This is a genomic window from Acinetobacter sp. GW821-FHT09D10 (assembly GCF_059416285.1).
Window position 1 is genome coordinate 139,467 of record NZ_JBWKOW010000002.1, and the last position, 22,189, is coordinate 161,655.

Below are 22,189 nucleotides of genomic sequence, written 5' to 3' on the forward strand. Positions count from 1 at the left end.
ATGGTGAAACAACGTACTCTCAATCGTGTGGTAAAAGCGAGTGGAATAGGTCTTCATAGCGGTCAAAAAGTGATGATCAATTTCATTCCACATACCGTGGATGGAGGTATTGTATTTCGTCGTATCGATTTAGATCCACCTGTGGAAATCCATGCGAATGCTTTGCTGATTCAAGAAGCTTTCATGTGCTCCAATTTAGTAATTGGAGATATAAAAGTTGGAACAATTGAGCATGTGATGAGCGCAATTGCAGGTTTAGGAATTGATAACCTTATTGTTGAGGTATCTGCGTCCGAAGTTCCGATTATGGATGGAAGTGCTGGCCCATTTATTTACCTGTTAATGCAAGGTGGATTGCGTGAGTTGGATGCGCCGAAAAAATTTATAAGAATATTAAAGCCAGTTGAAGCATTAATAGATGATAAAAAAGCAATTTTTAGCCCGCATAATGGTTTTCAGTTAAATTTTACGATTGATTTTGACCATCCGGCATTTGCTAAAGAATATCAATCTGCGACTATCGACTTTTCTACTGAAACTTTTGTGTATGAAGTGAGTGAAGCTCGTACTTTTGGTTTTATGAAAGATCTGGATTATCTCAAAGCAAATAACTTAGCTTTAGGTGCAAGTTTAGATAATGCGATTGGTGTAGATGATACGGGCGTTGTTAACGAAGAAGGCTTACGTTTCGCCGATGAATTTGTGAGACATAAGATTTTAGATGCAGTAGGTGATTTGTATTTGCTTGGTCATCAAATTATTGCCAAGTTTGATGGCTATAAATCGGGACATGCTTTAAATAATCAGTTGTTACGCAATGTTCAAAGTGATCCGAGTAATTATGAAATTGTAACATTTAATGACGAGAATGAATGTCCAATTCCATATGTGAGTGTGACATAAGTCATTGTCTTTATTTGATCATGTTATAATGTAACATTTTAAAGTGTGAATTTTGTCACATAAATATGGCTGAACTTTTCATTAAATATAGAGCCCGTCATTTTTTATTGCTTGCCAAACGTAGTAAAGCTTGGCTAAGCTTAGGGTCGCTCACAAAGTCGGCTGCACTACGTAACATTTCTTGTGTTTCCGGGGGAATGGGTTTAGATGGCTCAGATGAGGGTGGGTTTGGAATGTTTTTATTTCTCAAGCGAACCTGAATTCTTTGTAGGTCTTTTAACCCTTCAAGTTGAGATAATTTAGATACATATTGGTTCTGTAAATAACTGAGTTGACTAATCATCGCCTGATTTTCACCAGTAATGATCAAAGAACCATTTTGATAACACACGACCTGCCATTGTTCCGGTTGGGGCAATAAGGGTTGGATAATTTTCGTAAGTCTTTGCCATTGCGCGACTTGCGTTGTTAGAAACGTAAGGTTTCCTGTTTTTATGTGTTTTCCGGATTGTTGAAAAACGTTATCGGGTTTAGACATGGGTCATTCTCGGATAGATTCTTGTCTTCATCTTAAGCGTTCATTTCAATCGATATCAAGGAAGAGATCATAAGGAACTTAAGTAAGAACAGTTTCAAGAGGTTTTTATGCACACGCGTCGTATTTTATTAGCGTTTTCACTTGCCGCTTCGGCAGCATCAGTTGCTTTTGCAGATTATCAAACAATTAACCAATCTACTGATTCAGATCGATTGGAACAACTATCAAAAACATTATCTCAAGGTTCATATACTCATCCTGATGATTTAGATCTTCCAGCGAGTGCGAAAGTTTCAGTGACCTTACGCCAAAAAACGGTTGAGCTCAACAATGAGTCACTCGCTAAAAAATATGGCAATACGACAGCTAAGAACTCTTTCAATACCTCTTCTTCAAATGCTTATTCGTGGTTAGTTTCTCATCCTCTTCCTGATACAGTGCGTGTTTCTTCCAACTTTGGTGGCCGTACGATGAGCGGTCGTGCCGAACATCATGGCGGATTGGATATGGCTGCTCCAAGTGGTACGCCAATTTATGCTACAGGCCCAGGTATTGTAACTAAATCTGGTTGGGGCACTGGCTATGGTCAATATGTTGAAATTAACCATGGTAATGGCTATTTAACACGCTATGCGCATGCTTCGCGTTTAATGGTACGTGTAGGTGAACAAGTTTCGGCAGGTGAACATATTGCCAATGTAGGTTGTACTGGTCGCTGTACTGGTCCACATTTGCACTATGAAGTAGTAAAAGATGGTCAACGTAAGAACCCAACAACTTACTTAGCGATGCTTCCTTAAAAGCATAGTGAAAAAGGTTAAGGTTATTGAATTTATGAATCTGAAATTAACTTAAACCTTTTTTAACGTAAAGATTGTATAAAAAAACGCCATTATTGGCGTTTTTTTGTTATTTTGTTTAATGCTCGGTCAATGACTATTCATTCAGAAAATAATAGGCCCCCCTCACATTCACCCGTGGCAATAACTAGAGAGGGGTAAAACGTGGTAAAAATACAAAGTAGATTAAAGAACAAGGAACAGGTGAATTATGGCGTTTTACGGTGACTCCGATGCACAAGAAACCCAAGAGTGGCAAGATGCATTCGATTCAGTTTTACAACATATGGGAACTGAGCGCGCGGCATTCTTATTGGAAAAACTTTACCAACAAGCAATTGCCAAGCATGTTCCCATTCAACGTCTCAATACACCTTACTTAAATACAATTTCTGTTGAAGAACAACCTGCAATGCCAGGCGACCAAGATATGGAACGCCGTATTCGTGCATTGATTCGTTGGAATGCCTTAGCAATGGTACTTCGTGCGAATAAAACAGGTGATGATTTAGGTGGACACTTGGCGAGCTTCGCATCAAGTGCAACATTATATGACGTAGGTTTTAACCATTTCTTCCGCGCAAACAGCAATAACTTTGGCGGAGATATGATTTATTACCAAGGACACTGTGCTCCTGGTATTTATGCACGTTCATTCCTCGAAGGACGTTTAACTGAAGAACAGTTAAGTAATTTCCGCCGTGAAGTTGGCGGTAACGGTTTACCAAGCTATCCACATCCATATTTAATGCCGGACTATTGGCAATTCCCAACTGTATCAATGGGTCTTGGTCCAATCATGTCGATTTATCAAGCGCACATTCAGAAATATTTGATGAATCGTGGCTTGATCAAAGAAGAAGATCGTAAAGTCTGGGCTTATCTTGGCGATGGTGAAATGGATGAGCCAGAAAGTACTGGTGCAATTTCACTTGCTGGTCGTGAAAAGCTTGATAACCTCATCTGGGTGGTTAACTGTAACTTACAGCGTCTAGATGGTCCTGTACGTGGTAACGGTAAAATTATTCAAGAATTAGAATCTTTATTCCGTGGCGCAGGCTGGCGTGTCATTAAAGTAGTATGGGGTCGTCATTGGGATCCGCTACTTGCAAAAGACAGCACTGGCGCTTTAAAAGCGGTAATGGGCGAAACAGTTGATGGTGAGTATCAACGCTATCAAGTGAAAGGTGGTGCATATACACGTGAGAAATTCTTTGGCAAGTACCCAGAAGCTGCGGAACTTGTAAAAGATTTAAGCGATGAAGACATCGATAATCTTAACCGTGGTGGTCATGACCCGTACAAAGTTTTTGCTGCCTATGCAGAAGCAATGAAAGCTAAAGGTCAACCAACAGTTATTCTTGCGAAAACTGTTAAAGGTTATGGTTTGTCTGAAGAAATTGAAGCGGTGAACAAAACTCACCAAATCAAAAAAATGCAGATTGACTCTTTGAAATATGTACGTGACCGTTTCAACCTGCCATTTACAGATGATAAGTTAGAAGAGCTTCCATTCTACCGCCCAAGTGAAAACTCTCCAGAAATGAAGTATATGAAGGCGCGTCGTGAAGCTTTAGGTGGCTATTTACCTGCACGTCGTAAAGAGAGTGAAATTTTAGCGATTCCTGAATTATCTGTATTTGATGCAGTATTAAAAGGTTCTGCAGGCAAAGAACAATCAACTACCATGGTAATGGTTCGTTTAATTGCTTCTTTACTTAAAGAAAAAGCAATTAAAGACCGCGTAGTGCCAATCGTTCCAGATGAAGCGCGTACGTTTGGTCTAGAAGGTATGTTCCGTCAGCTTGGTATTTATGCTGCTCACGGTCAAAAATATACCCCAGAAGACCAAGAACAGTTAATGCATTACCGTGAAGCAAGTGACGGTCACATGCTTCAAGAAGGGATTAACGAAGCTGGTGCGATGAGCGCATGGGCTGCGTTGGCAACGAGTTATTCAACCAATAACTTGCCAATGATTCCAATGTACATGTACTACTCAATGTTTGGTTTCCAACGTATTGGCGACATTGCATGGGCTGCTGGCGATGCACAGGCACAAGGTTTCTTGTTAGGTGCTACTGCTGGTCGTACCACCTTGAACGGTGAAGGTTTACAGCACCAAGATGGTCATTCACATATCTTGGCGAACACGATTCCAAACTGTGTATCTTACGATCCATGTTTTGGTTATGAGTTAGCTGTAATCGTGCATGATGGTTTACAACGTATGTATGTGAACCAAGAGCGTGTGTTCTATTATCTAACTGTAATGAACGAAAACTACGAGCATCCTGCAATGCCTGAAGGCGCTGAGGAAGGCATTAAACGTGGTATGTACTTGTTCGAAAAAGATGAAAAAGCAACTGTTCAGTTACTTGGTTCAGGTGTAATTCTTCGTGAAGTGATCAAAGCTGCGAAAATCTTACGTGATGAATACCAAATCCATTCAAACGTTTGGAGTGTAACAAGCTTCAATGAGTTGTCGCGTGATGGTATGGCATGTGAAGAATACAACCGTTTACACCCACTTACTGAAGAAGTGAAAGAGTCTTGGGTATCTAAACAATTACGCGGTACAGAAGGTATTGTTGTTTCAGCAACAGATCATATGCGTGCGTATAGCGAACAAATCCGTGCCTATCTTCCAGATGGTCGCCCATTTGTTGCATTAGGTACAGATGGATACGGTCGCTCAGATACACGTGCTAACTTGCGTAGTTTCTTTGGTGTTGATGCTGCACATATCGTTGTTGCTACTTTGAAAAAATTAGCTGACGAAGGTGAAGTAGATGCACGTTTAGTTAAAGATGCAATTTCTAACTTTGAGTTAGACACTGATCGTCCAGTGGCATGGGCTCCACAAGCACATCCAGAAGTTCAAGCAGTTGCTGAATACCATGAAGCGCAAACAGGTGAGGGGAACTAAGCATGCAAATTAAGACCCCTGATATTGGCGTAGATAAAGCAGTTGTTGCTGAAATTTTGGTAAAAGTTGGCGATAGCATTGCTGAAAATGACAGCCTTGTTTTGCTTGAGTCAGATAAAGCCTCTGTTGAAGTGCCTAGCACTTCAGCAGGTGTAGTGAAAAGCATATTGATCAAAGAAGGCGATAGCGTAACTGAAGGTACGGTATTGTTTGAACTTGAAGCTGAGGGTGCTGCACCTGTAGCTCAAGCAGAAGAAGTTGCAAAACCTGCACCAGCAGCTGAAAAAGAAGTACCTGCTACAGCGCCACAAGTTGCTGCACAACCAGCAGCTGCAACCACTAGCCAAGTAGTTGAAGTTCAAGTTCCAGATATTGGTGTTGAAAAAGCACTAGTTGGTGAAATTTTAGTAAAAGTTGGCGAGCAAATCGATGTTGAACAAAGCATCGTTGTTGTTGAATCTGACAAAGCAACTGTAGAAGTGCCAAGCAGTGTTGCTGGTACTGTAGAAAGCATTCAAGTTAAAGAAGGCGATACAGTTAAAGAAGGTGTTGTGCTCATTAAAGTGAAAACAACGTCTGCATCAAGTGCGCCAGTTGAAGCTCCTGCTTCTACAGCAGCTCCAGCGGCAGCGCCTGCACCAGTTCAACAAGAAACTGTAGCTGCGGCTGCTACTCAATCTGGACCAGTTGATATTAACGTTCCTGATCTGGGCGTAGACAAAGCAGTTGTTGCTGAAATTTTGGTACAAGTTGGCGATAAAGTTGATGTAGACCAAAGCCTTGTTGTGGTTGAGTCAGATAAAGCGACTGTTGAAGTTCCAAGTACTGTTGCGGGCGTTGTGAAAGCGATTCACTTGCAAGCAGGTCAACAAGTTTCACAAGGTATTTTGCTTGCAACAATTGAAGCGGAAGGCCAAGCACCTGCTCCAGCGCCAAAAGCAGAAGTAGCGGCTGCGGCAGCACAAGCTTCAGCACCTAAAGCGGCAGCTCCTGCTGCTACTCAGTCAGCACCTGTCGCTGCTTCTGGTAGTGATAAGTTAACGAAAGAGCAAGAAGCTGAAAACGCTAAAGTTTATGCTGGCCCTGCTGTTCGTAAGCTTGCTCGTGAACTTGGTGTGGTTTTATCACAAGTTAAAACTTCTGGTGAACATGGTCGTGTGATTAAAGAAGATATCTTTGCTTATGTGAAGACTCGTTTAACTGCACCACAAGCGGCTCCAGTAGCTGCGGCTGCACCAGCAGTTTCGGGTTTGCCAAAGCTTCCTGACTTCACTGCATTTGGTGGCGTGGAACAAAAAGTACTGACGCGTTTGCAGCAAGTATCAATTCCGCAATTGTCATTGAACAATTTTATTCCGCAAGTCACCCAGTTTGATTTGGCTGATATTACTGAGTTAGAAGATTGGCGTAATGAACTGAAAGGCAACTTCAAAAAAGAAGGTGTCAGCCTGACGATTATGGCATTCATTATTAAAGCGGTTGCGTATTTGTTGAAAGAAGAGCGTGAGTTTGCAGGTCATCTATCTGATGACGGTAAATCAGTGCTCTTGCGCAATGAAATCCATATGGGAATTGCGGTAGCAACACCTGATGGTTTAACTGTGCCAGTACTTCGTAACCCAGACCAAAAATCAATTAAGCAAATTGCAGTTGAATTGGGTGTATTAGGTCAAAAAGCACGTGATAAGAAATTAACACCGAAAGACTTGCAAGGTGCGAATTTCACCATTTCAAGTTTAGGCGCAATAGGTGGTACAGCATTTACACCACTTGTGAACTGGCCGCAAGTTGCGATTTTGGGTATTTCACCTGCAACGATGCAACCGGTTTGGAATGGTAAAGACTTTGACCCACGCTTAATGTTGCCGTTGTCATTGTCTTATGACCACCGTGTAATTAATGGTGCAGACGCTGCTCGCTTTACCAATAAACTTACGAAACTTCTTAAAGATATTCGTACTTTATTAATCTAATATTTTTTAAATGAATCCTTAAAACCTCGCTTCGGCGGGGTTTTATTTTGGTATTTAATTTAATTGGTTTTAGGTTAATCTAAAGATTAGATATGAATTATCGAGAGAGAGGAGAAATTTCTCGTTATTAGGTAAAGGAGAAATAATAAATGGTGGGTTTTTTAAAAATCATGTCGCCGATTCTGTTGGTTGTATTTTTACTGATGGGGCTGTGGGTTAGTGTTTTGCACTTTCCTTGGGAGTGGATGACTTACGTTGCAATGGGCTTAGAGGTATTTGTGGCAACGCTTATTTTGCCATTTGAATTTCAATCACAGCATGTAGCAGGCATTAACAATTTTGGGTTTATTAACTTAAGTATTTGTTTAGCCTTACTATTGGGCTTAGGTCGGTTATTAGTGTGGGCATGGGTAAAATTTTTTGTTTGAAAAATAGAACTGCTCGAATATAATAAGCACATACTTCATTGGGGAGTAGCCGCTATTCATTTCTGAATGAATAGGTGATGATCAACATAATTGTTCAACAGAACATGGTCATCATAGCTTAAACGTCTCATCGTTTCCGAGTTGGCAAGACCTTTGATTTACCACTCTGCAGATATTTGGCTAGCAGGAGCGGTAGGTCATGGGCATTTATGCTAGCCAGAGAAACGATATGCAAGAATTTCTGATTTCTACCTCAATTGTTGCCCTAGCTGAAATGGGCGATAAAACTCAATTACTCGCCCTTTTACTGTCTGCACGTTTCCGTAAGCCAATCCCTATTCTCATTGCGATTCTTTTAGCAACTTTAATTAACCATGGTATCTCTGCTGTGCTTGGACAGTGGATTACGACGGTCTTGAGCCCCGAAATATTAGTTTGGGTTCTTGCGGGTGGCTTTATTGGTATGGCGTTCTGGATGCTTATTCCAGATAAGTTAGATGATGAAACAGATAGCATTAATAGATGGCAAAAATTTGGTGTTTTTGGCGCAACCTTTATCTTGTTTTTCTTGGCTGAAATTGGCGATAAAACGCAGATTGCAACAGTGGCCTTAGCTGCTCGTTACGACAGTATTTTCTGGGTTATGCTGGGTACAACGTTAGGTATGATGATTGCCAATGCACCAGCTGTATTTATTGGTAATAAATTAGCTGAACGTTTATCTATCTCGCTCATTCATAAAATTGGTGCGGCTATTTTCTTAATTGTAGGTATCTCTACTTTAGTGCAGCATTATTTCTTCTAAAACATTTAAAGCTGCCATAAAAAAACGCACTCAATTCGAGTGCGTTTTTTGTCGGTCGTTTTAGTAGTTAAATTTCACTGTAAAGTTAATTTGGCGTGGGTTACCGAGCGTCACTAAATTCTCATTCAGCGCACCTGCATAGTAATCTTTATCAAATAGATTGCGGATAGCAAGTTGAGCGCCCCAATGCCCAGCGTCATAGCCAGCTTCAGTGTCAAAGACTGTATAGCCTGGAACATGAACATCTAAGCCATCGACAGTTTTATACGTTTCACCGCGGAAACCGCCGCCTACATACCAACCAAGTTTTGATGCAGGGTCAAATTTATAGCGTGCTGACAAGCTATATGCATGCTCAGGAATATTGTCGAGTGCTTTTCCTACATTGCTCGTGTTTGCATCTTTACTAATTTCCGCATCAATTGTGTAGGTATATGCAGCCGTTAATTTTAAGCCTTCTAAAATTTCTGCGCTGAGTTCAGTTTCAATACCACGTGTTAACTGTTCGCCGCGTTGTACTTTATAGCCACTATTCACGGTATCAGTGACTAAAACATTTTGACGTTTTAAATCATACCAAGCGATAGCACCTTGAATTCGTTGATCAGGACTTTGTAATTTCATTCCGACTTCAACCTGTTTCCCTTCTTCAGGTTTGAACGGATTGTTATTTACATCAGTACCACTGTTAGGTGTAAATGAAGTGGCATAGCTGACATAAGGAGCAACAATGTCATTAAGGGTATACATGACAGAGGCGCTACCCGTAAATGCATTGTCTGATTGTTTGCTGACATTACTTGTAACTAAGCTTGTGCTTTGGGTTTGTGCCCAGTCTTGGCGTCCAGACAAGCTTAAAAGCAATTGGTCATTAAGTTGAATACGGTCACGTAAATAGAGCCCTAAATATTTGAGGCGATTAATATCACGAACATTTTGCGTCAATGTCACGTTTTGACCATAAACGGGGTTATAAATATTTAAATCGCCAATGTCATATTTATCATTGGTGTAGTCACTTTTTTCCTGAAAAGCATCTACGCCAATATTAACGTCGTGTTGCATGCCATATAAATCAAACTGTTTATTTAAACGGTTATCGATGGCAAAACTTAAGTTATCAATAATTTGATGGCGGCTATTATTTTTACGGCTAATGGTCGTGTAGTCGATTTCACCTTGTTTGTTTTTTGCCCAGAAATTTGTGCCTGTTCGAGCAAAAACAGCTGTGCCATCCATTTCAGTTTTTTGTACGGCAAAATTCTGATTGAAGTTCCAGCCATTATCAAAAGCATGTTTAAACGTATAACCAGTACGGTAAACATCGGCCTCATATTTACCAAAATTAGGATCGCCAATATACAAGCTTCGGTCTATAGCGCCGTTAGGGTTATCTTTTAGAGTACCAATGACGGGTAAACCTTGCTGACGAATATATTCGCGATGTTGATAGCTTGCGATGACAGAAAGGTCGGTGTTATCCCCTAAGTCAAAGTTGTAAGAAGGGGAAATATAGTAATTTTTAAAATACACATAATCTGTTGGGTCATCTTGGTCAGAGATACGACCATTTAAACGGAAAGCACCTTTTTCACTATTATTAGGACTATAGTTTAAATCGAATGTGCCTTCTTTAAGGCTGTAACTGCCATAAGTCATGCTAGCACGTGCAAAGTTTTCTGCTTCAGGGCGTTTAGTGACTAGATTCACCATGCCGCCTGGAGCAACCAAACCAAAATTAATAGATGCAGGGCCTTTTAAAACTTGTACCTGATCCATACCTGATATTTCAGCTGCTACAGATGGAGTTGGTGAGCTTTGTCCAACTCTTAAGCCATCTACATAAACTGAATCAGAAGATGTCTGCCCTCGAATAACGAAATCATCCCAACCACGACGACCTAGTTTTCCAGCTTCTACTCCTGCAACACCTTCAAGTGCATCTGCTAAGGTTCTTGCTTGTTTCTGATCGAGCTGTTCACGTGTTACTACCGAAACCGATTGAGCAGTTTTAAACAAGGGCGCATCTGATTTTAAGGCAGAGGTTGCTTTCGTTGCGACATACGGGGAGGTGGTTTCTTTTTGCGCCTGAATAGAAATTGTGGGTAGCACACTGGTCGAATTTTGTTGTTCTGCTGTTTCATCAGCATGACTTGCTGTCATCGAACTAAAAATAGCAACTGCTAACAATGTTTTGGAGCTTGAAAAATAAGGTGCTTGGTTCATGGGAGGCCTAGACAGCGCAAAAGACAAAAAACTGATAATGAGAATTATTTTAATTTATTGTGAGTTAATTTTAAATAACATTATGATTCATTTATAAAATAAGAAAAGCAAAAGCTATTTTAAAATATTATGAGAAAAATAAAGCAATTCATTGCAAGAATTATCGAATCCCTTTATTTTAGTATGGATATAAAAATATCTAATATTTAAAGTTTTTTTGGGGAATTGTATGGGGTTTGAAAAAACAACATCGCAGATATTATTTGATAATGGCGTGCATAAATGTATTAGTTTTACCAGTTTGGTCAAAGGGGAAGGCATACAAGCCAATCAATTTTTAATTATTGATCATGAACGAGCTGCGGTGATCGATCCAGGTGGCGATTTGACCTATGTTCCGTTGACCATGGAACTTAATAAATATACGCGATTGAAAAATCTGGATTATGTGATGGCTTCTCATCAGGATCCAGACATTATAACTTCAATGCCACGCTGGTTGGTCTATACCGATGCCAAAGTGGTCGCTTCTAAATTATGGGCACGATTTTTACCGCACCTCAATTCTGCATTCATGAGTGAACGTATGAAAGGGAATTGGGAAGATCGCCTTATTGAACTACCAGATCGTGGTCAAGTGATTCAATTGGGGGAATCAAAACTTGTGGTGGTTCCAGCCCATTTTCTACATTCGGTGGGTAATTTTCAGTTCTATGATCCAGTCGCTAAAATTTTATTTTCTGGTGATATGGGAGCTTCGATTGTTGAGGATGCTAGTCAACCTTTGAAAGATTTCGATACGCATGTTCTGAAAATGAAAGCTTTTCATCAACGCTATATGTGTTCCAATAAGGTCATCCGTTTATGGGTCAACATGGTCCGTCAGATGGATATTGAAATGATTGTTCCACAGCATGGCAGCCCATTTATTGGTAAAGAAATGATTAATCAGTTTTTAGACTGGATTGAGGTTTTACCTTGTGGTGTCGATTTAATGTCAGAACAAATTTTTAGTTGCCCTGCATAAATCTAAATATTATTTCTAATAATTAACCCAGATGAAGTTCTGGGTTATAAAAAGATAAGAGCTAAAAAATAGAGCTAAAAGTATAATTAAGTGAGAATTATTTAGAGCAGGCCAATATCTATTGCTGAAAAAGGCAAAGATAATATGAAAATTGCATTGAAATTTGTTTATAATAGCTCACGGAATTTACCAGTGAGATTGTTATGCTGACCATCGTTCAAGAAGCGCTAACCTTCGATGATGTCTTATTACTTCCTGCCTACTCTACTGTTCTCCCAAAAGATGTCTCTCTAAAGACACGTTTAACTCGCGGCATTCATTTAAATATCCCATTAGTTTCTGCTGCAATGGATACAGTGACTGAGTCACGTATGGCGATTGCGATGTCACAAAATGGTGGTATCGGGATTTTGCACAAAAACATGGATATTGCTGCTCAAGCTGCAGAAGTACGCCGTGTAAAGAAATTCGAAGCGGGTATGGTGAAAGACCCTATCACTGTAACGCCTGAAACTACAGTACGTGAACTGATTGCAATTACCACTGCTAATAACATTAGCGGTGTACCTGTTGTTAAAGACGGCAAGGTTGTTGGTATTGTGACAGGCCGTGATACGCGTTTTGAAACCAATTTAGAACAACCAGTTAGCAACATCATGACAGGCCAAGATCGTTTGGTGACTGTACGTGAAGGTGAGTCTAAAGAAAATATTCAAGCATTATTACAAAAACACCGTATCGAAAAAGTCTTGGTCGTTGGCGAGAGCAACGAACTTAAAGGCTTAATTACAGTGACTGACTTCCGTAAAGCTGAGAGTTATCCAAACAGTTGTAAAGATGATCTTGGTCGTTTACGTGTTGGTGCTGCGGTAGGTACAGGTGCGGATACTCCAAGTCGTGTAGAAGCATTGGTTGAAGCTGGTGTTGACGTAATTGTTGTTGATACAGCACATGGTCATTCAGCTGGTGTAATTGAACGTGTACGTTGGGTGAAACAAAACTTCCCTCAAGTACAAGTAATTGGCGGAAACATCGCAACTGGTGATGCTGCATTAGCATTATTAGATGCAGGTGCAGATGCAGTCAAAGTCGGTATTGGTCCTGGTTCTATCTGTACGACACGTATTGTGGCAGGTATTGGTATGCCACAAATTTCTGCTATTGATAGCGTTGCTAACGCACTGAAAGATCAAATTCCTTTAATTGCAGATGGCGGTATTCGTTTCTCTGGCGATATGGCAAAAGCGATCGGTGCGGGTGCAAGTACGATCATGGTTGGTTCACTTTTAGCTGGTACTGAAGAAGCGCCTGGCGAAGTTGAGTTTTTCCAAGGTCGTTACTACAAAGCATATCGTGGTATGGGTTCATTAGGTGCAATGGCGGGAGCAACCGGTTCGGCTGACCGTTATTTCCAAGACTCAAAAGCGGGTGCTGAGAAGTTAGTACCAGAAGGCATTGAAGGCCGTGTTCCATATAAAGGCCCAATGGGTAACATCGTTCATCAAATGATGGGTGGTTTACGTTCATCGATGGGTTATACAGGTTCATCTGTGATTGAAGATCTTCGTCAAAATGCGAAATTTGTGAAAATTACTTCAGCAGGTATGTCTGAGTCACATGTTCATGATGTAACGATTACTAAAGAAGCTCCAAACTATCGTGTTGGTTAGATTTTGGTAACCAAAACAATGAAGAAAGCCGTCATTACACTGACGGCTTTTTGTTTTTGGTGTAAAGTAAATCTAACGAAAAGAAATATGGCGGAATTGCCATATATGAAGTGAGCCACCGCTGAAGTGGCGTAAGAATGAGATAAGCTATGAGTTATTTTGGAACGGATGGTATTCGTGGAAAATTTGGGCAGATGCCTATTACTCCAGAGTTTGCTTTAAAACTCGGTTTTGCTGCAGGGAAGGTATTAAAACGAACGAGTCCAAAAAATAAACCGCTCGTTGTATTAGGAAAAGACACACGTTTATCTGGTTATATTTTAGAATCTGCTTTACAGGCAGGCTTAAACGCTGCTGGCGTATATGTTCATTTACTTGGTCCATTACCAACACCAGCAATTGCACACCTTACTCGTGCTTTGCATGCACATGCAGGTATTGTTATTTCAGCATCACATAATCCATATTATGATAATGGGATTAAATTCTTCTCAAGTGAAGGCAAAAAATTACCTGATTCATTACAAGAAGAAATTAACCTTGAATTAGAAAAAGACTTATTCATTGAGGACACTGCAAACTTAGGTAAAAGTGTTCGTGTAAATGATGCAAACGGTCGTTATATCGAATTTTGTAAATCTACTTTCCCTTACCACTTTGATTTAAATAATTTAAAGATTGTGTTGGACTGTGCTCATGGTGCTGCATATAGCGTTGGCCCTTCAGTTTTTCGTGAGCTAGGAGCAAAAGTTGTTGCTTTATATAATGAACCAGATGGCTTAAATATTAATGAAAGCTGTGGTTCAACACATCCTGAACACTTGCAAAAAGCAGTGGTTGAGCACCAAGCAGATTTAGGCATTGCCTTTGATGGCGATGCTGACCGTGTTGTGATGGTTGATAAGTTTGGTAACTTAATTGATGGTGACCATATCCTATATATCTTGGCGACTCAGGCGCAAAATAAGCCAGCTGGTATTGTTGGTACTGTCATGAGTAATATGGCACTTGAAGTTGCACTTGAAAAAGAAAATGTTAATTTTGTTCGTGCAAAAGTTGGTGACCGCTATGTATTACAGGCTTTAGAAGAAAATGGTTGGGTGACAGGTGGCGAACCTTCTGGTCATATTCTAACTCTAGACAAGAGTACGACTGGTGATGCCATTATCGCTGCACTTCAAGTGTTAACGGTGATGGTCGAGCAAAATAAGGCTCTTCATGAATTGGTTCAAGACTTTAAACTATTCCCACAAGTTCTTTTAAATGTACGTTTAGAACAAATGCTTGATCCATATTCTATTCCAGCATTGGTTACTGAATTTGATAAAGCAGAAGCACAACTCAAAGGCCGTGGACGTATCTTAATTCGTAAGTCAGGAACAGAGCCAGTAATTCGTGTCATGGTTGAAGGTGACGATGAGCAAGAAGTAAATGCTTTAGCTCAGCATTTAGCAGATTCAGTTCGTTCACAAGCACAAGTCGCATAAGGTGCATGACATGAGTGATGTCATTAAAGATTTAAGCGAATTACGCTTGAGCTATCAGCAAGGCGAGTTGTATGAGGGGCAGGTTGAATCAAACCCTCATCAGCAGTTTCTTGGTTGGTTTAACCATGCTCTAGCAGCCAATTTGCATGAACCCTATGCCATGTCGTTAGCAACAGCTGCTGCTAATGGCAGACCACATGTTCGAACAGTTTTGTTGCGTGGTGCTACAGAAGCTGGGTATGATTTTTATACTAACTATGACAGTCAGAAAGGTATAGATTTGGCAGAAAACCCATATGCTGAATTATTATTTTACTGGCCGAGTCTAGAGCGTCAGGTGAGAGTTGGTGGTCATGTAGTAAAAATTTCTGAACAGGAATCTACAGATTACTATCGTAAACGCCCACGTGATAGCCAGATTGCAGCGCATATCAGTACTCCACAAAGTGGCAAAATTGAAAGCCGAGAGCTGTTACAGCAGCGCTTTCAAGACTTACAACAGCAAGTCGAAAGTCGTGAAGTGCTTGATAAGCCAGAGTTCTGGGGAGGCTATCGTCTGCAACCGGATTATTATGAATTCTGGCAAGGGCGACCAAATCGTTTACATGACCGCTTGAGTTATGAAAAAATCGACGGTCAATGGATGTTGCACCGGCTGATGCCTTAAATGACAAAAATACAAATCAAACAAAGACCTTTATTGACACGCCCTGAACAGTTTCAGGGCGTGCCGCCGTTTATTGCCGAGATTTTGGCAAGACGTGGAGTCCAATCTGAACAGGAATTAGAGCTCAAGCTTAAGAATTTGCTTGCTCCAGAGCTCAAAGGTCTAGAAACCGCTGTAGCATTAATGGATCAAGCCATTGATGAGCAGAAAAAGATTGTTATTGTCGGGGACTATGATGCCGATGGAGCAACCAGCACTGCGTTAATGGTATTGGTGCTTCGCGATATGGGGGCACAAGTCGATTATTTGGTTCCCGATCGGTTTAAGTACGGTTATGGGCTTACGCCTGCAATTGCAGAGCTTGCTCATCAAACTTATCAACCAGATCTATTAATTACTGTTGATAATGGTATTTCCAGCCATGCAGGTGTAGAAACTGCTCAGGCCTTGGATATGCAAGTCATTATTACCGACCACCATTTAACAACTAAAGAAACACCTCCAGCACAAGCAGTTGTTAACCCAAATCAGTTGGGTTGTGATTTTCCAAGTAAAGCGCTTGCCGGTGTTGGCGTTGCATTTTATGTGCTGGCAAATTTGGCAAGTTTACGTAACAAGCAAGGCAAAAGCACAAGTAAAGTCACTCAATATCTAGATTTAGTGGCTTTAGGAACTTATGCCGATGTTGCTGTATTAGATTATAACAACCGTATATTGGTGGATGCAGGCGTAAAGCGAATCCAACAACACCAATGCCGAGTTGGAATTTTAGCGCTATTGGATATTGCGGGTAGAGAGGCGAGTTCATTACGTGCACAAGATCTAGGATTTGTTATAGGACCCCGTATTAATGCTGCTGGACGTATGGAAAGCATGCGTATAGGGATTGAATGTTTACTTGCAGAGAATATGGAAGCTGCCTATCCAATTGCTCAGCAATTAAATCAATTAAATATAGAGCGGCGGCAGATAGAAGGGGAGATGAAGCAACAAGCTTTGTCTGCTTTAGATAGTTTGCAACTCTCAAAAGAAGATATTCCACAAGCCCTTGTACTCTTTGAAGAGAGTTGGCATCAAGGTGTGATTGGGATTGTAGCAGGGCGTTTAAAAGAACAGTTCCATCGCCCAACTATTGTTTTTGCACCAGATGAAGATGGTATCCATATTAAAGGCTCTGCGCGTTCAATTGATGGCGTGCATATTCGAGATACAATTGAACAAGTTGCTGAAAAACATCCAGAACTGGTGAGCCATTTTGGTGGACATGCGGCAGCGGCTGGCTTAACGATTCGAAAAGAAAACTTTGATGCTTTTAAAACGCTTTTTACTGGCTGTGTTGCAGCCATGGAAGAATCTCTATTCCAAGCAACACTATGGACGGATGGAGAGTTACCAGCTTCTGCTTTGCAACTAGACACATTGGACTGGATAGAGCAGCTTGGACCATGGGGGCAAAAATTCCCTTTTCCTCAGTTTGAAGGGAACTTTAAAGTTGTTGATTATCGCTGGCTTAAAGAAACACATCTAAAACTTAGATTAGCCCTAGATCAATATACGTTTGATGCGATTGCATTTAATGCAGCTGGTCGTTTTGAATTTAATCCTATGCGAGATGAAGTTCATTTAGTATATGAAATGGATCGTAATGTATTTAATGGCAATGTAAATTTACAATTGCGTATTGTGCATTTAAACCAATAAAAAAATCCGCTCATTAGAGCGGATTTTTTTATGTGCTTTTAAGCGATATTAGAAGCGGTATCCTGCACGAACACCATAAGTGTTGTCGTTGTCACCGAAACCAATACGACCTTCAAGACTTACTTGTTGATTTAAGAATTTTTTAGCATTAATACCAAATTCATCTTTATCAGTTAAGTCGTTATTGTAGTAATCCACACCAAGACTTAAAGTTTTATCGATGTAGTAGTCACCACGAACTTTATATTCGTCAAGGTCACCAAACGCACCAAACGCTTCAAGGTTTACGTCATGTTGACCTACTTGAGTTACGTATTTAGCACGAACTGTTGGATCAGCGCCGTCTTTACCGTCTTTTTCGTCGTAACCTTTAACACCTAGAGCAAGTAATAAACCAGGAGCTGGTAAATAACCTACTTCAGCAGCATAAGTCGTAACTTTACTATCAATATTGGTGTTGTCGATTTCACGTTCACTTCGACCTACATCACCGCTAAGGTAGAAATCTGAGTTAGGAACGTAGTATTCAACACCTACGCCATACTGAGTGTCTTTAGTACCGCTGTTATCGCCATAGTTGATAAGAGCGTTAACATTACTTGCACGGCTTAAGAAAGCTGCTTCAGCAAGTGGAGCGTTACGAGTTTGAACAGGATTAAAGTAATAAGTCCCGTCAACACCGAATTTGCTTACACTGCTGCCATCATCTGGATCAAGATAATTGTAAGAACCACCAACTTCAGCTTGGTAAGCGTTTGCTGCGCCACTTACTGCCAGTGCAGATAAAAGAGCTGATGCAATTGCTAGTTTTTTCATGGAATCTCTCCCCTCTAAAAAGCGATTTTATAAATGTTTTGTTACAACTTTTAGTCTAGACCAAAATGCTTATGCGTCAATCTTGCTCAAGTAACCATACTGTAACTACGTGTTTTTTTTGTAAACATGATCTATTTAAGTTATTGATTATTAAGTAAAAATTAAGAATGTTTTATTTTATTAAAATTGAGGAGATTTTGTGTAGATCATAAAAAATGCTGTAAAAATACCCAATTTTGTATGAGGATGTTACTGGTTAAACTTAAAATGAACTGAAGAACGCTCAGATAAATCTATCCAAGCGTTTATATCTTTAATTAATAAATTCTTATGAATTAGAAACGGAATGTTCCATTAATACCAAAAGAATCAGCATCCTCAACAGTCGTATAAGTTAAGCCTACTGCTACTTGTGGTGTAAAGAATTTTTGTGCGCGAAGACTAAAAATTGTATCTGAATCTTCTGCTGTTGAATCTGCAAAAGATGCTCCAATACTTAAAGTTGGATCAAGATAAAGATCTGCACCTAAACGATAAGTAGTTTCATCTCCAATATAAGTTTGGCCTTCAAAATTAGTATAAAAACCAGAAATTTGAGTTACATACTTCGCACGTAGAGTTACGGCTGTATCATCATCTTCACCAGTTACGGCTGCGGAATTTGAGAACGAAGTAATAAAGCCATATTTTGCTGCTTGCATTGGATCAAAACTTTCAGACAAATCTGTTACACCAGCAGCCAATAATAAGCCATCGGTTGGTAAGAAACCGACCTCTACAGCATAGCCGTTACCACTATCATCAACCGAACCAAAATCATTTGCAGTGACTTCGGTTTTTGTACGGTTAAATGCTCCTGATAAATAGAGTGGGGTATTTGGAATAAAGTATTCACCTGTAATGCCTACAGAACTAAATTCGAGTTTTCCAGAATCTTCATCATCTTCTAGTTTGCTATATGCATATCCTAGTCCAATATTTGAAGATTTATTTAAAAAAGCAGCTTCAGCTAAAGGGAAAGTTTTTGCTTCTACTGGATTAAAATAATATTTGCCGTTAATACCGAAGCTATTATTTTCTCCCCCATCCATATCTGTAAATTCGTACATTGTACCAACTTCAGTTTGGTAGGCATTTGCATTGAAAGCACATGCGGCAGTGAGGATTGCTAATAAAATATTTGATTTTTTCATGAGAAAAACTCTAGTAATGAATGTTATAAAGTTATTAAGATTTTAAGTTGTTAATTTTAATATGTTTTTATAATATTAATCAATATTATTATATTTATTTATCACGATTAAAATAATAAAAAACAATAAGTTTTAGTCCTTTTGTTTGAGAATGACAAGCTATGCTAAAATAATCGACTGTTTATCTGCTTTTATGGGAACACTCGCGTGGAAATTAATCCTTATCTAAACCAATTGAAAGACTTAACTGATCGTAGCCAAACACTACGGGGGTATCTTTGACTACGATCTGAAAAAGGAACGTTTAGAAGAAGTTTTACGTGAGTTAGAAGACCCTGCGATCTGGAATGACCAAAGCCGTGCTCAGGCAATGGCAAAAGAAAAGGGCGAACTAGAAAACGTTATTAATGTGTTAGATGGTTTATCAACACAACTTGAAGATGCAAAAGCAATGCTAGATTTGGCCGTAGAAGCCGATGATGAAAGCCTTCTTGAAGATGTTCAGTCTGAGCTTGGCGCTGCCGAAGATGAACTGGCTAAACTTGAATTCCGTCGTATGTTTAGCAACCCGATGGACCCGAATCCTTGCTATGTTGAGATTCAATCAGGTTCGGGTGGTACTGAAGCGCAAGACTGGGCATCTATGCTATTACGTATGTATATGCGCTGGATCGAACGTCATGGCTTCAAAGCTGAACTCATGGAAGTATCTGATGGCGATGTAGCAGGCATTAAGTCTGCAACGATTCGTGTTGAAGGTGAATATGCCTATGGCTGGTTACGCACTGAATCAGGTGTACACCGTTTAGTTCGTAAATCCCCATTTGACAGTGGTAACCGTCGTCATACCTCATTCTCTGCGGTGTTTATTTCACCAGAAGTTGATGACAATATTGAAATTGATATTAATCCTTCTGATGTTCGTACAGATACTTACCGTGCATCGGGTGCTGGTGGTCAGCATATTAACAAAACCGATTCGGCAGTTCGTTTGACTCACACTCCAACAGGTATTGTGGTGGCGTGTCAGAACCAACGTTCACAACATGCTAACCGTGACCATGCATGGAAACAGTTACGTGCGAAACTGTATGAGTTGGAAATGCAAAAACGTAATGAAGCGGCTCAAGCCTTAGAAGACTCAAAGTCTGATATTGGTTGGGGAAGCCAGATTCGTTCGTATGTATTAGATGATTCGCGTATTAAAGACTTACGTACGGGTGTTGAAAACTCTAATACGGGTGCTGTTCTTGATGGTGACCTTGATCGCTTTATTGAGGCGAGCTTAAAACAAGGTTTATAAGAGTCTGCTGAACTTTTAGTTTAAATACAGTTCATCTATGAATATGTAGAACTCTTGGATTTTTAGCGATTAAAACGGCAAAGCAGTTCAGCCTTCAAATGTTAATCGAAAAAATGCGATATGAATATCGGAAAAAATAGATATGAATATCGCAAAAATGCGATATGATGTTTTCGAAATGCTGAATAAAGCTTTGTTCGTTTAAAAGACGTGTTGAGCCTATGGATATTGATGCAATTAGCAAAGCCCTTTCCAATCCGCTACGTCGGCAAATTTTGCAATGGTTGAAAGAACCTGCGCATTATTTACCGGTGGAAGAGTGCGGTGGTAGTTTTGAGAAGGGTGTTTGTGCAGGTCATATTGAACGATTGGGCAAAGTAGCGCAGTCTACAATGTCGAATCATTTGTCTGTTTTACAACAGGCGGGCCTAATTCAGGTCCAAAAATATGGTCAATGGTCTTATTTTTCACGTAACGAAGCTTTGATTCAGCAATATATCGAACATTTAAAACAAACACTTTAACTCTTTAAATTAAAGTGTAAGTCGAGGCGACTATGGCTGAACTCAATACTCCTTTAACGGTTGGTGATTTTGAAATTAAAAATCGATTGGTAATGGCTCCATTAACACGTGCGCGTAGTGGTGAAAGCCGAGTACCGAATGATTTAATGGTTGAATATTATCAACAGCGTGCAAATGCTGGTCTTATTTTGACTGAAGCAACAGTGATTGGTTCAAAAACTGTGGGTTATGCAGAAACTCCAGGATTATGGTCACAAGAGCAGGCACAGGCTTGGAATAAAATTATTGAGGCAGTTCATGCTCAAGGTTCAAAAATTGTAGCTCAACTATGGCATGTGGGGCGTATTTCGCATCCTGAGCTTTTAGATGGCGATATTCCTGTTGCACCAAGTGCGATTCAACCTGCGGGTGAAGTGAGTTTATTACGCCCTAAACGTCCATATGTAACGCCACGCGCGCTTTCAATTGAAGAAATTAAAGAAGTTGTAGCTCAATATAAACATTCAGCAGAATTGGCTAAAGCAGCTGGTTTTGATGGTGTTGAGTTACACGCGGCAAATGGTTATTTAATTGACCAGTTCCTTCAAAGTAACACCAACCAACGTAATGATGAGTATGGTGGTCCAGTTGAAAACCGCGCACGTTTATTATTAGAAGTGATTGACGCGTTTATTGAAGTGTGGGGCGCTGGCCGAGTTGGTGTTCATATTGCACCGCGTGGTGATTCGCATGATATTGGCGATGAAAATCCGTTAGCGACATTTGGTTATGTCGTTGAGCAGTTGAACCAACGTAATGTTGCTTTCATTTTCTCTCGTGAATATGAAGCTGCCGATAGTATTAGTCCACAACTTCGTGAAAAATTTAACGGTGTATGGATTGCTAATGAAAATCTAACACCAGAGTCTGCAAAACGTATTTTGCGTGATGGTGAAGCTGACGCAGTATCTTTTGGTAAAGCATATATTGCCAACCCAGATCTTTTACAGCGTTTAGAGCAGGACTTGCCTTTAAATGAACTTCAACCAACGACTTTATATGCTAAAGGCGCTGAAGGTTATACAGACTATCCAACGCTAGAAGCTTCGTAAATTTTTTGAAATGACTGTTTGCTGACCTAGTTCATTTATGAGCTCAGTAAATCGCTTTTCTTGTAATGG

The 22,189-nt window shown here is 40.1% G+C and carries 18 protein-coding genes and 1 riboswitch; of the genes, 14 read left to right on the top strand and 4 right to left on the bottom strand.

The window, feature by feature from the left end; genetic code table 11:
- Positions 1-903 (top strand): UDP-3-O-acyl-N-acetylglucosamine deacetylase, encoded by a 903-nt coding sequence (lpxC, locus tag AC07M3_RS07320; protein ID WP_080027985.1) that lies wholly within the window; start codon positions 1-3, stop codon positions 901-903.
- 97 nt (positions 904-1,000) lie between these two features.
- On the opposite strand, the gene AC07M3_RS07325 is transcribed toward lpxC, so the two are convergent.
- On the bottom strand, positions 1,001-1,441 hold the full coding sequence (locus AC07M3_RS07325; RefSeq protein ID WP_003654086.1) for a DciA family protein: 441 nt from the start codon (positions 1,439-1,441) through the stop codon (positions 1,001-1,003).
- Between the two features lie 107 nt (positions 1,442-1,548).
- Between AC07M3_RS07325 and AC07M3_RS07330 the strand changes: the two genes are divergently transcribed.
- The 5 genes from AC07M3_RS07330 (at position 1,549) to AC07M3_RS07350 (ending at position 8,415) form a co-directional block, all read left to right on the top strand.
- Positions 1,549-2,241: a M23 family metallopeptidase gene (locus AC07M3_RS07330; protein ID WP_045433755.1), complete on the top strand. Its 693-nt coding sequence runs from the start codon at positions 1,549-1,551 to the stop codon at positions 2,239-2,241.
- Between the two features lie 250 nt (positions 2,242-2,491).
- Entirely contained in the window at positions 2,492-5,209 is a 2,718-nt protein-coding gene (aceE, locus tag AC07M3_RS07335) for a pyruvate dehydrogenase (acetyl-transferring), homodimeric type (RefSeq protein WP_005300635.1), read from the top strand.
- Positions 5,210-5,211: 2 nt separating this feature from the next.
- The gene (locus tag AC07M3_RS07340) at positions 5,212-7,182 is read left to right on the top strand and encodes a 2-oxo acid dehydrogenase subunit E2 (RefSeq protein ID WP_494567058.1); all 1,971 of its coding nucleotides are present in this window, start codon (positions 5,212-5,214) and stop codon (positions 7,180-7,182) included.
- 149 nt (positions 7,183-7,331) lie between these two features.
- Positions 7,332-7,610: a hypothetical protein gene (locus AC07M3_RS07345; RefSeq protein WP_133747329.1), complete on the top strand. Its 279-nt coding sequence runs from the start codon at positions 7,332-7,334 to the stop codon at positions 7,608-7,610.
- 28 nt (positions 7,611-7,638) lie between these two features.
- Positions 7,639-7,824: riboswitch (yybP-ykoY riboswitch) on the top strand.
- A 15-nt stretch (positions 7,825-7,839) separates the two neighbouring features.
- Entirely contained in the window at positions 7,840-8,415 is a 576-nt protein-coding gene (locus tag AC07M3_RS07350; protein ID WP_013196598.1) for a TMEM165/GDT1 family protein, read from the top strand.
- A gap of 60 nt (positions 8,416-8,475) precedes the next feature.
- On the opposite strand, the gene AC07M3_RS07355 is transcribed toward AC07M3_RS07350, so the two are convergent.
- Positions 8,476-10,641 (bottom strand): TonB-dependent siderophore receptor, encoded by a 2,166-nt coding sequence (locus AC07M3_RS07355; protein WP_494567057.1) that lies wholly within the window; start codon positions 10,639-10,641, stop codon positions 8,476-8,478.
- A 229-nt stretch (positions 10,642-10,870) separates the two neighbouring features.
- On the opposite strand from AC07M3_RS07355, the gene AC07M3_RS07360 reads away from it, so the two are divergent.
- The 5 genes from AC07M3_RS07360 (at position 10,871) to recJ (ending at position 17,193) form a co-directional block, all read left to right on the top strand.
- Positions 10,871-11,668 (top strand): oxygen-binding di-iron domain-containing protein, encoded by a 798-nt coding sequence (locus tag AC07M3_RS07360; protein WP_494567056.1) that lies wholly within the window; start codon positions 10,871-10,873, stop codon positions 11,666-11,668.
- 203 nt (positions 11,669-11,871) lie between these two features.
- The gene (guaB, locus tag AC07M3_RS07365) at positions 11,872-13,338 is read left to right on the top strand and encodes an IMP dehydrogenase (RefSeq protein ID WP_003654069.1); all 1,467 of its coding nucleotides are present in this window, start codon (positions 11,872-11,874) and stop codon (positions 13,336-13,338) included.
- Positions 13,339-13,487: 149 nt separating this feature from the next.
- The gene (gene glmM, locus AC07M3_RS07370; protein WP_494567055.1) at positions 13,488-14,825 is read left to right on the top strand and encodes a phosphoglucosamine mutase; all 1,338 of its coding nucleotides are present in this window, start codon (positions 13,488-13,490) and stop codon (positions 14,823-14,825) included.
- 10 nt (positions 14,826-14,835) lie between these two features.
- The gene (pdxH, locus tag AC07M3_RS07375; RefSeq protein WP_494567054.1) at positions 14,836-15,492 is read left to right on the top strand and encodes a pyridoxamine 5'-phosphate oxidase; all 657 of its coding nucleotides are present in this window, start codon (positions 14,836-14,838) and stop codon (positions 15,490-15,492) included.
- Entirely contained in the window at positions 15,493-17,193 is a 1,701-nt protein-coding gene (gene recJ / locus AC07M3_RS07380; RefSeq protein ID WP_494567053.1) for a single-stranded-DNA-specific exonuclease RecJ, read from the top strand. It abuts the gene before it with no gap.
- Positions 17,194-17,241: 48 nt separating this feature from the next.
- Here recJ and AC07M3_RS07385 read toward each other — a convergent pair whose 3' ends face one another.
- Both AC07M3_RS07385 and AC07M3_RS07390 read right to left on the bottom strand, forming a co-directional pair.
- Positions 17,242-18,009, bottom strand: a complete 768-nt coding sequence (locus tag AC07M3_RS07385; RefSeq protein WP_003654062.1) for a putative porin — start codon at positions 18,007-18,009, stop codon at positions 17,242-17,244.
- A gap of 335 nt (positions 18,010-18,344) precedes the next feature.
- A complete protein-coding gene (locus AC07M3_RS07390; RefSeq protein WP_494567052.1) occupies positions 18,345-19,202 on the bottom strand; it encodes a putative porin in 858 nt (285 codons plus the stop codon).
- Positions 19,203-19,409: 207 nt separating this feature from the next.
- Between AC07M3_RS07390 and prfB the strand changes: the two genes are divergently transcribed.
- The 3 genes from prfB (at position 19,410) to AC07M3_RS07405 (ending at position 22,120) form a co-directional block, all read left to right on the top strand.
- Positions 19,410-20,505, top strand: a protein-coding gene (prfB, locus tag AC07M3_RS07395) for a peptide chain release factor 2 (protein ID WP_100222431.1) whose coding sequence is annotated in 2 segments (ribosomal slippage) — positions 19,410-19,481 and positions 19,483-20,505 — 1,095 coding nt in all. Because the reading frame shifts where the segments join, the coding sequence is not laid out codon by codon here.
- Between the two features lie 221 nt (positions 20,506-20,726).
- Positions 20,727-21,029 (top strand): ArsR/SmtB family transcription factor, encoded by a 303-nt coding sequence (locus AC07M3_RS07400; RefSeq protein WP_002121891.1) that lies wholly within the window; start codon positions 20,727-20,729, stop codon positions 21,027-21,029.
- 32 nt (positions 21,030-21,061) lie between these two features.
- Entirely contained in the window at positions 21,062-22,120 is a 1,059-nt protein-coding gene (locus AC07M3_RS07405) for an alkene reductase (RefSeq protein ID WP_309951394.1), read from the top strand.
- Positions 22,121-22,189: the final 69 nt, after the last annotated feature.

Bases quoted from the DNA above. Each gene is read 5' to 3' on its own strand.
- recJ (WP_494567053.1), top strand. From the start codon at position 15,493: ATGACAAAAATACAAATCAAACAAAGACCTTTATTGACACGCCCTGAA.
- AC07M3_RS07350 (WP_013196598.1), top strand. From the start codon at position 7,840: ATGCAAGAATTTCTGATTTCTACCTCAATTGTTGCCCTAGCTGAAATG.
- aceE (WP_005300635.1), top strand. From the start codon at position 2,492: ATGGCGTTTTACGGTGACTCCGATGCACAAGAAACCCAAGAGTGGCAA.
- AC07M3_RS07325 (WP_003654086.1), bottom strand. From the start codon at position 1,441: ATGTCTAAACCCGATAACGTTTTTCAACAATCCGGAAAACACATAAAA.
- AC07M3_RS07390 (WP_494567052.1), bottom strand. From the start codon at position 19,202: ATGAAAAAATCAAATATTTTATTAGCAATCCTCACTGCCGCATGTGCT.
- AC07M3_RS07400 (WP_002121891.1), top strand. From the start codon at position 20,727: ATGGATATTGATGCAATTAGCAAAGCCCTTTCCAATCCGCTACGTCGG.
- AC07M3_RS07340 (WP_494567058.1), top strand. From the start codon at position 5,212: ATGCAAATTAAGACCCCTGATATTGGCGTAGATAAAGCAGTTGTTGCT.
- AC07M3_RS07360 (WP_494567056.1), top strand. From the start codon at position 10,871: ATGGGGTTTGAAAAAACAACATCGCAGATATTATTTGATAATGGCGTG.
- pdxH (WP_494567054.1), top strand. From the start codon at position 14,836: ATGAGTGATGTCATTAAAGATTTAAGCGAATTACGCTTGAGCTATCAG.
- glmM (WP_494567055.1), top strand. From the start codon at position 13,488: ATGAGTTATTTTGGAACGGATGGTATTCGTGGAAAATTTGGGCAGATG.
- AC07M3_RS07385 (WP_003654062.1), bottom strand. From the start codon at position 18,009: ATGAAAAAACTAGCAATTGCATCAGCTCTTTTATCTGCACTGGCAGTA.
- lpxC (WP_080027985.1), top strand. From the start codon at position 1: ATGGTGAAACAACGTACTCTCAATCGTGTGGTAAAAGCGAGTGGAATA.
- AC07M3_RS07345 (WP_133747329.1), top strand. From the start codon at position 7,332: ATGGTGGGTTTTTTAAAAATCATGTCGCCGATTCTGTTGGTTGTATTT.
- AC07M3_RS07330 (WP_045433755.1), top strand. From the start codon at position 1,549: ATGCACACGCGTCGTATTTTATTAGCGTTTTCACTTGCCGCTTCGGCA.
- AC07M3_RS07355 (WP_494567057.1), bottom strand. From the start codon at position 10,641: ATGAACCAAGCACCTTATTTTTCAAGCTCCAAAACATTGTTAGCAGTT.
- guaB (WP_003654069.1), top strand. From the start codon at position 11,872: ATGCTGACCATCGTTCAAGAAGCGCTAACCTTCGATGATGTCTTATTA.
- AC07M3_RS07405 (WP_309951394.1), top strand. From the start codon at position 21,062: ATGGCTGAACTCAATACTCCTTTAACGGTTGGTGATTTTGAAATTAAA.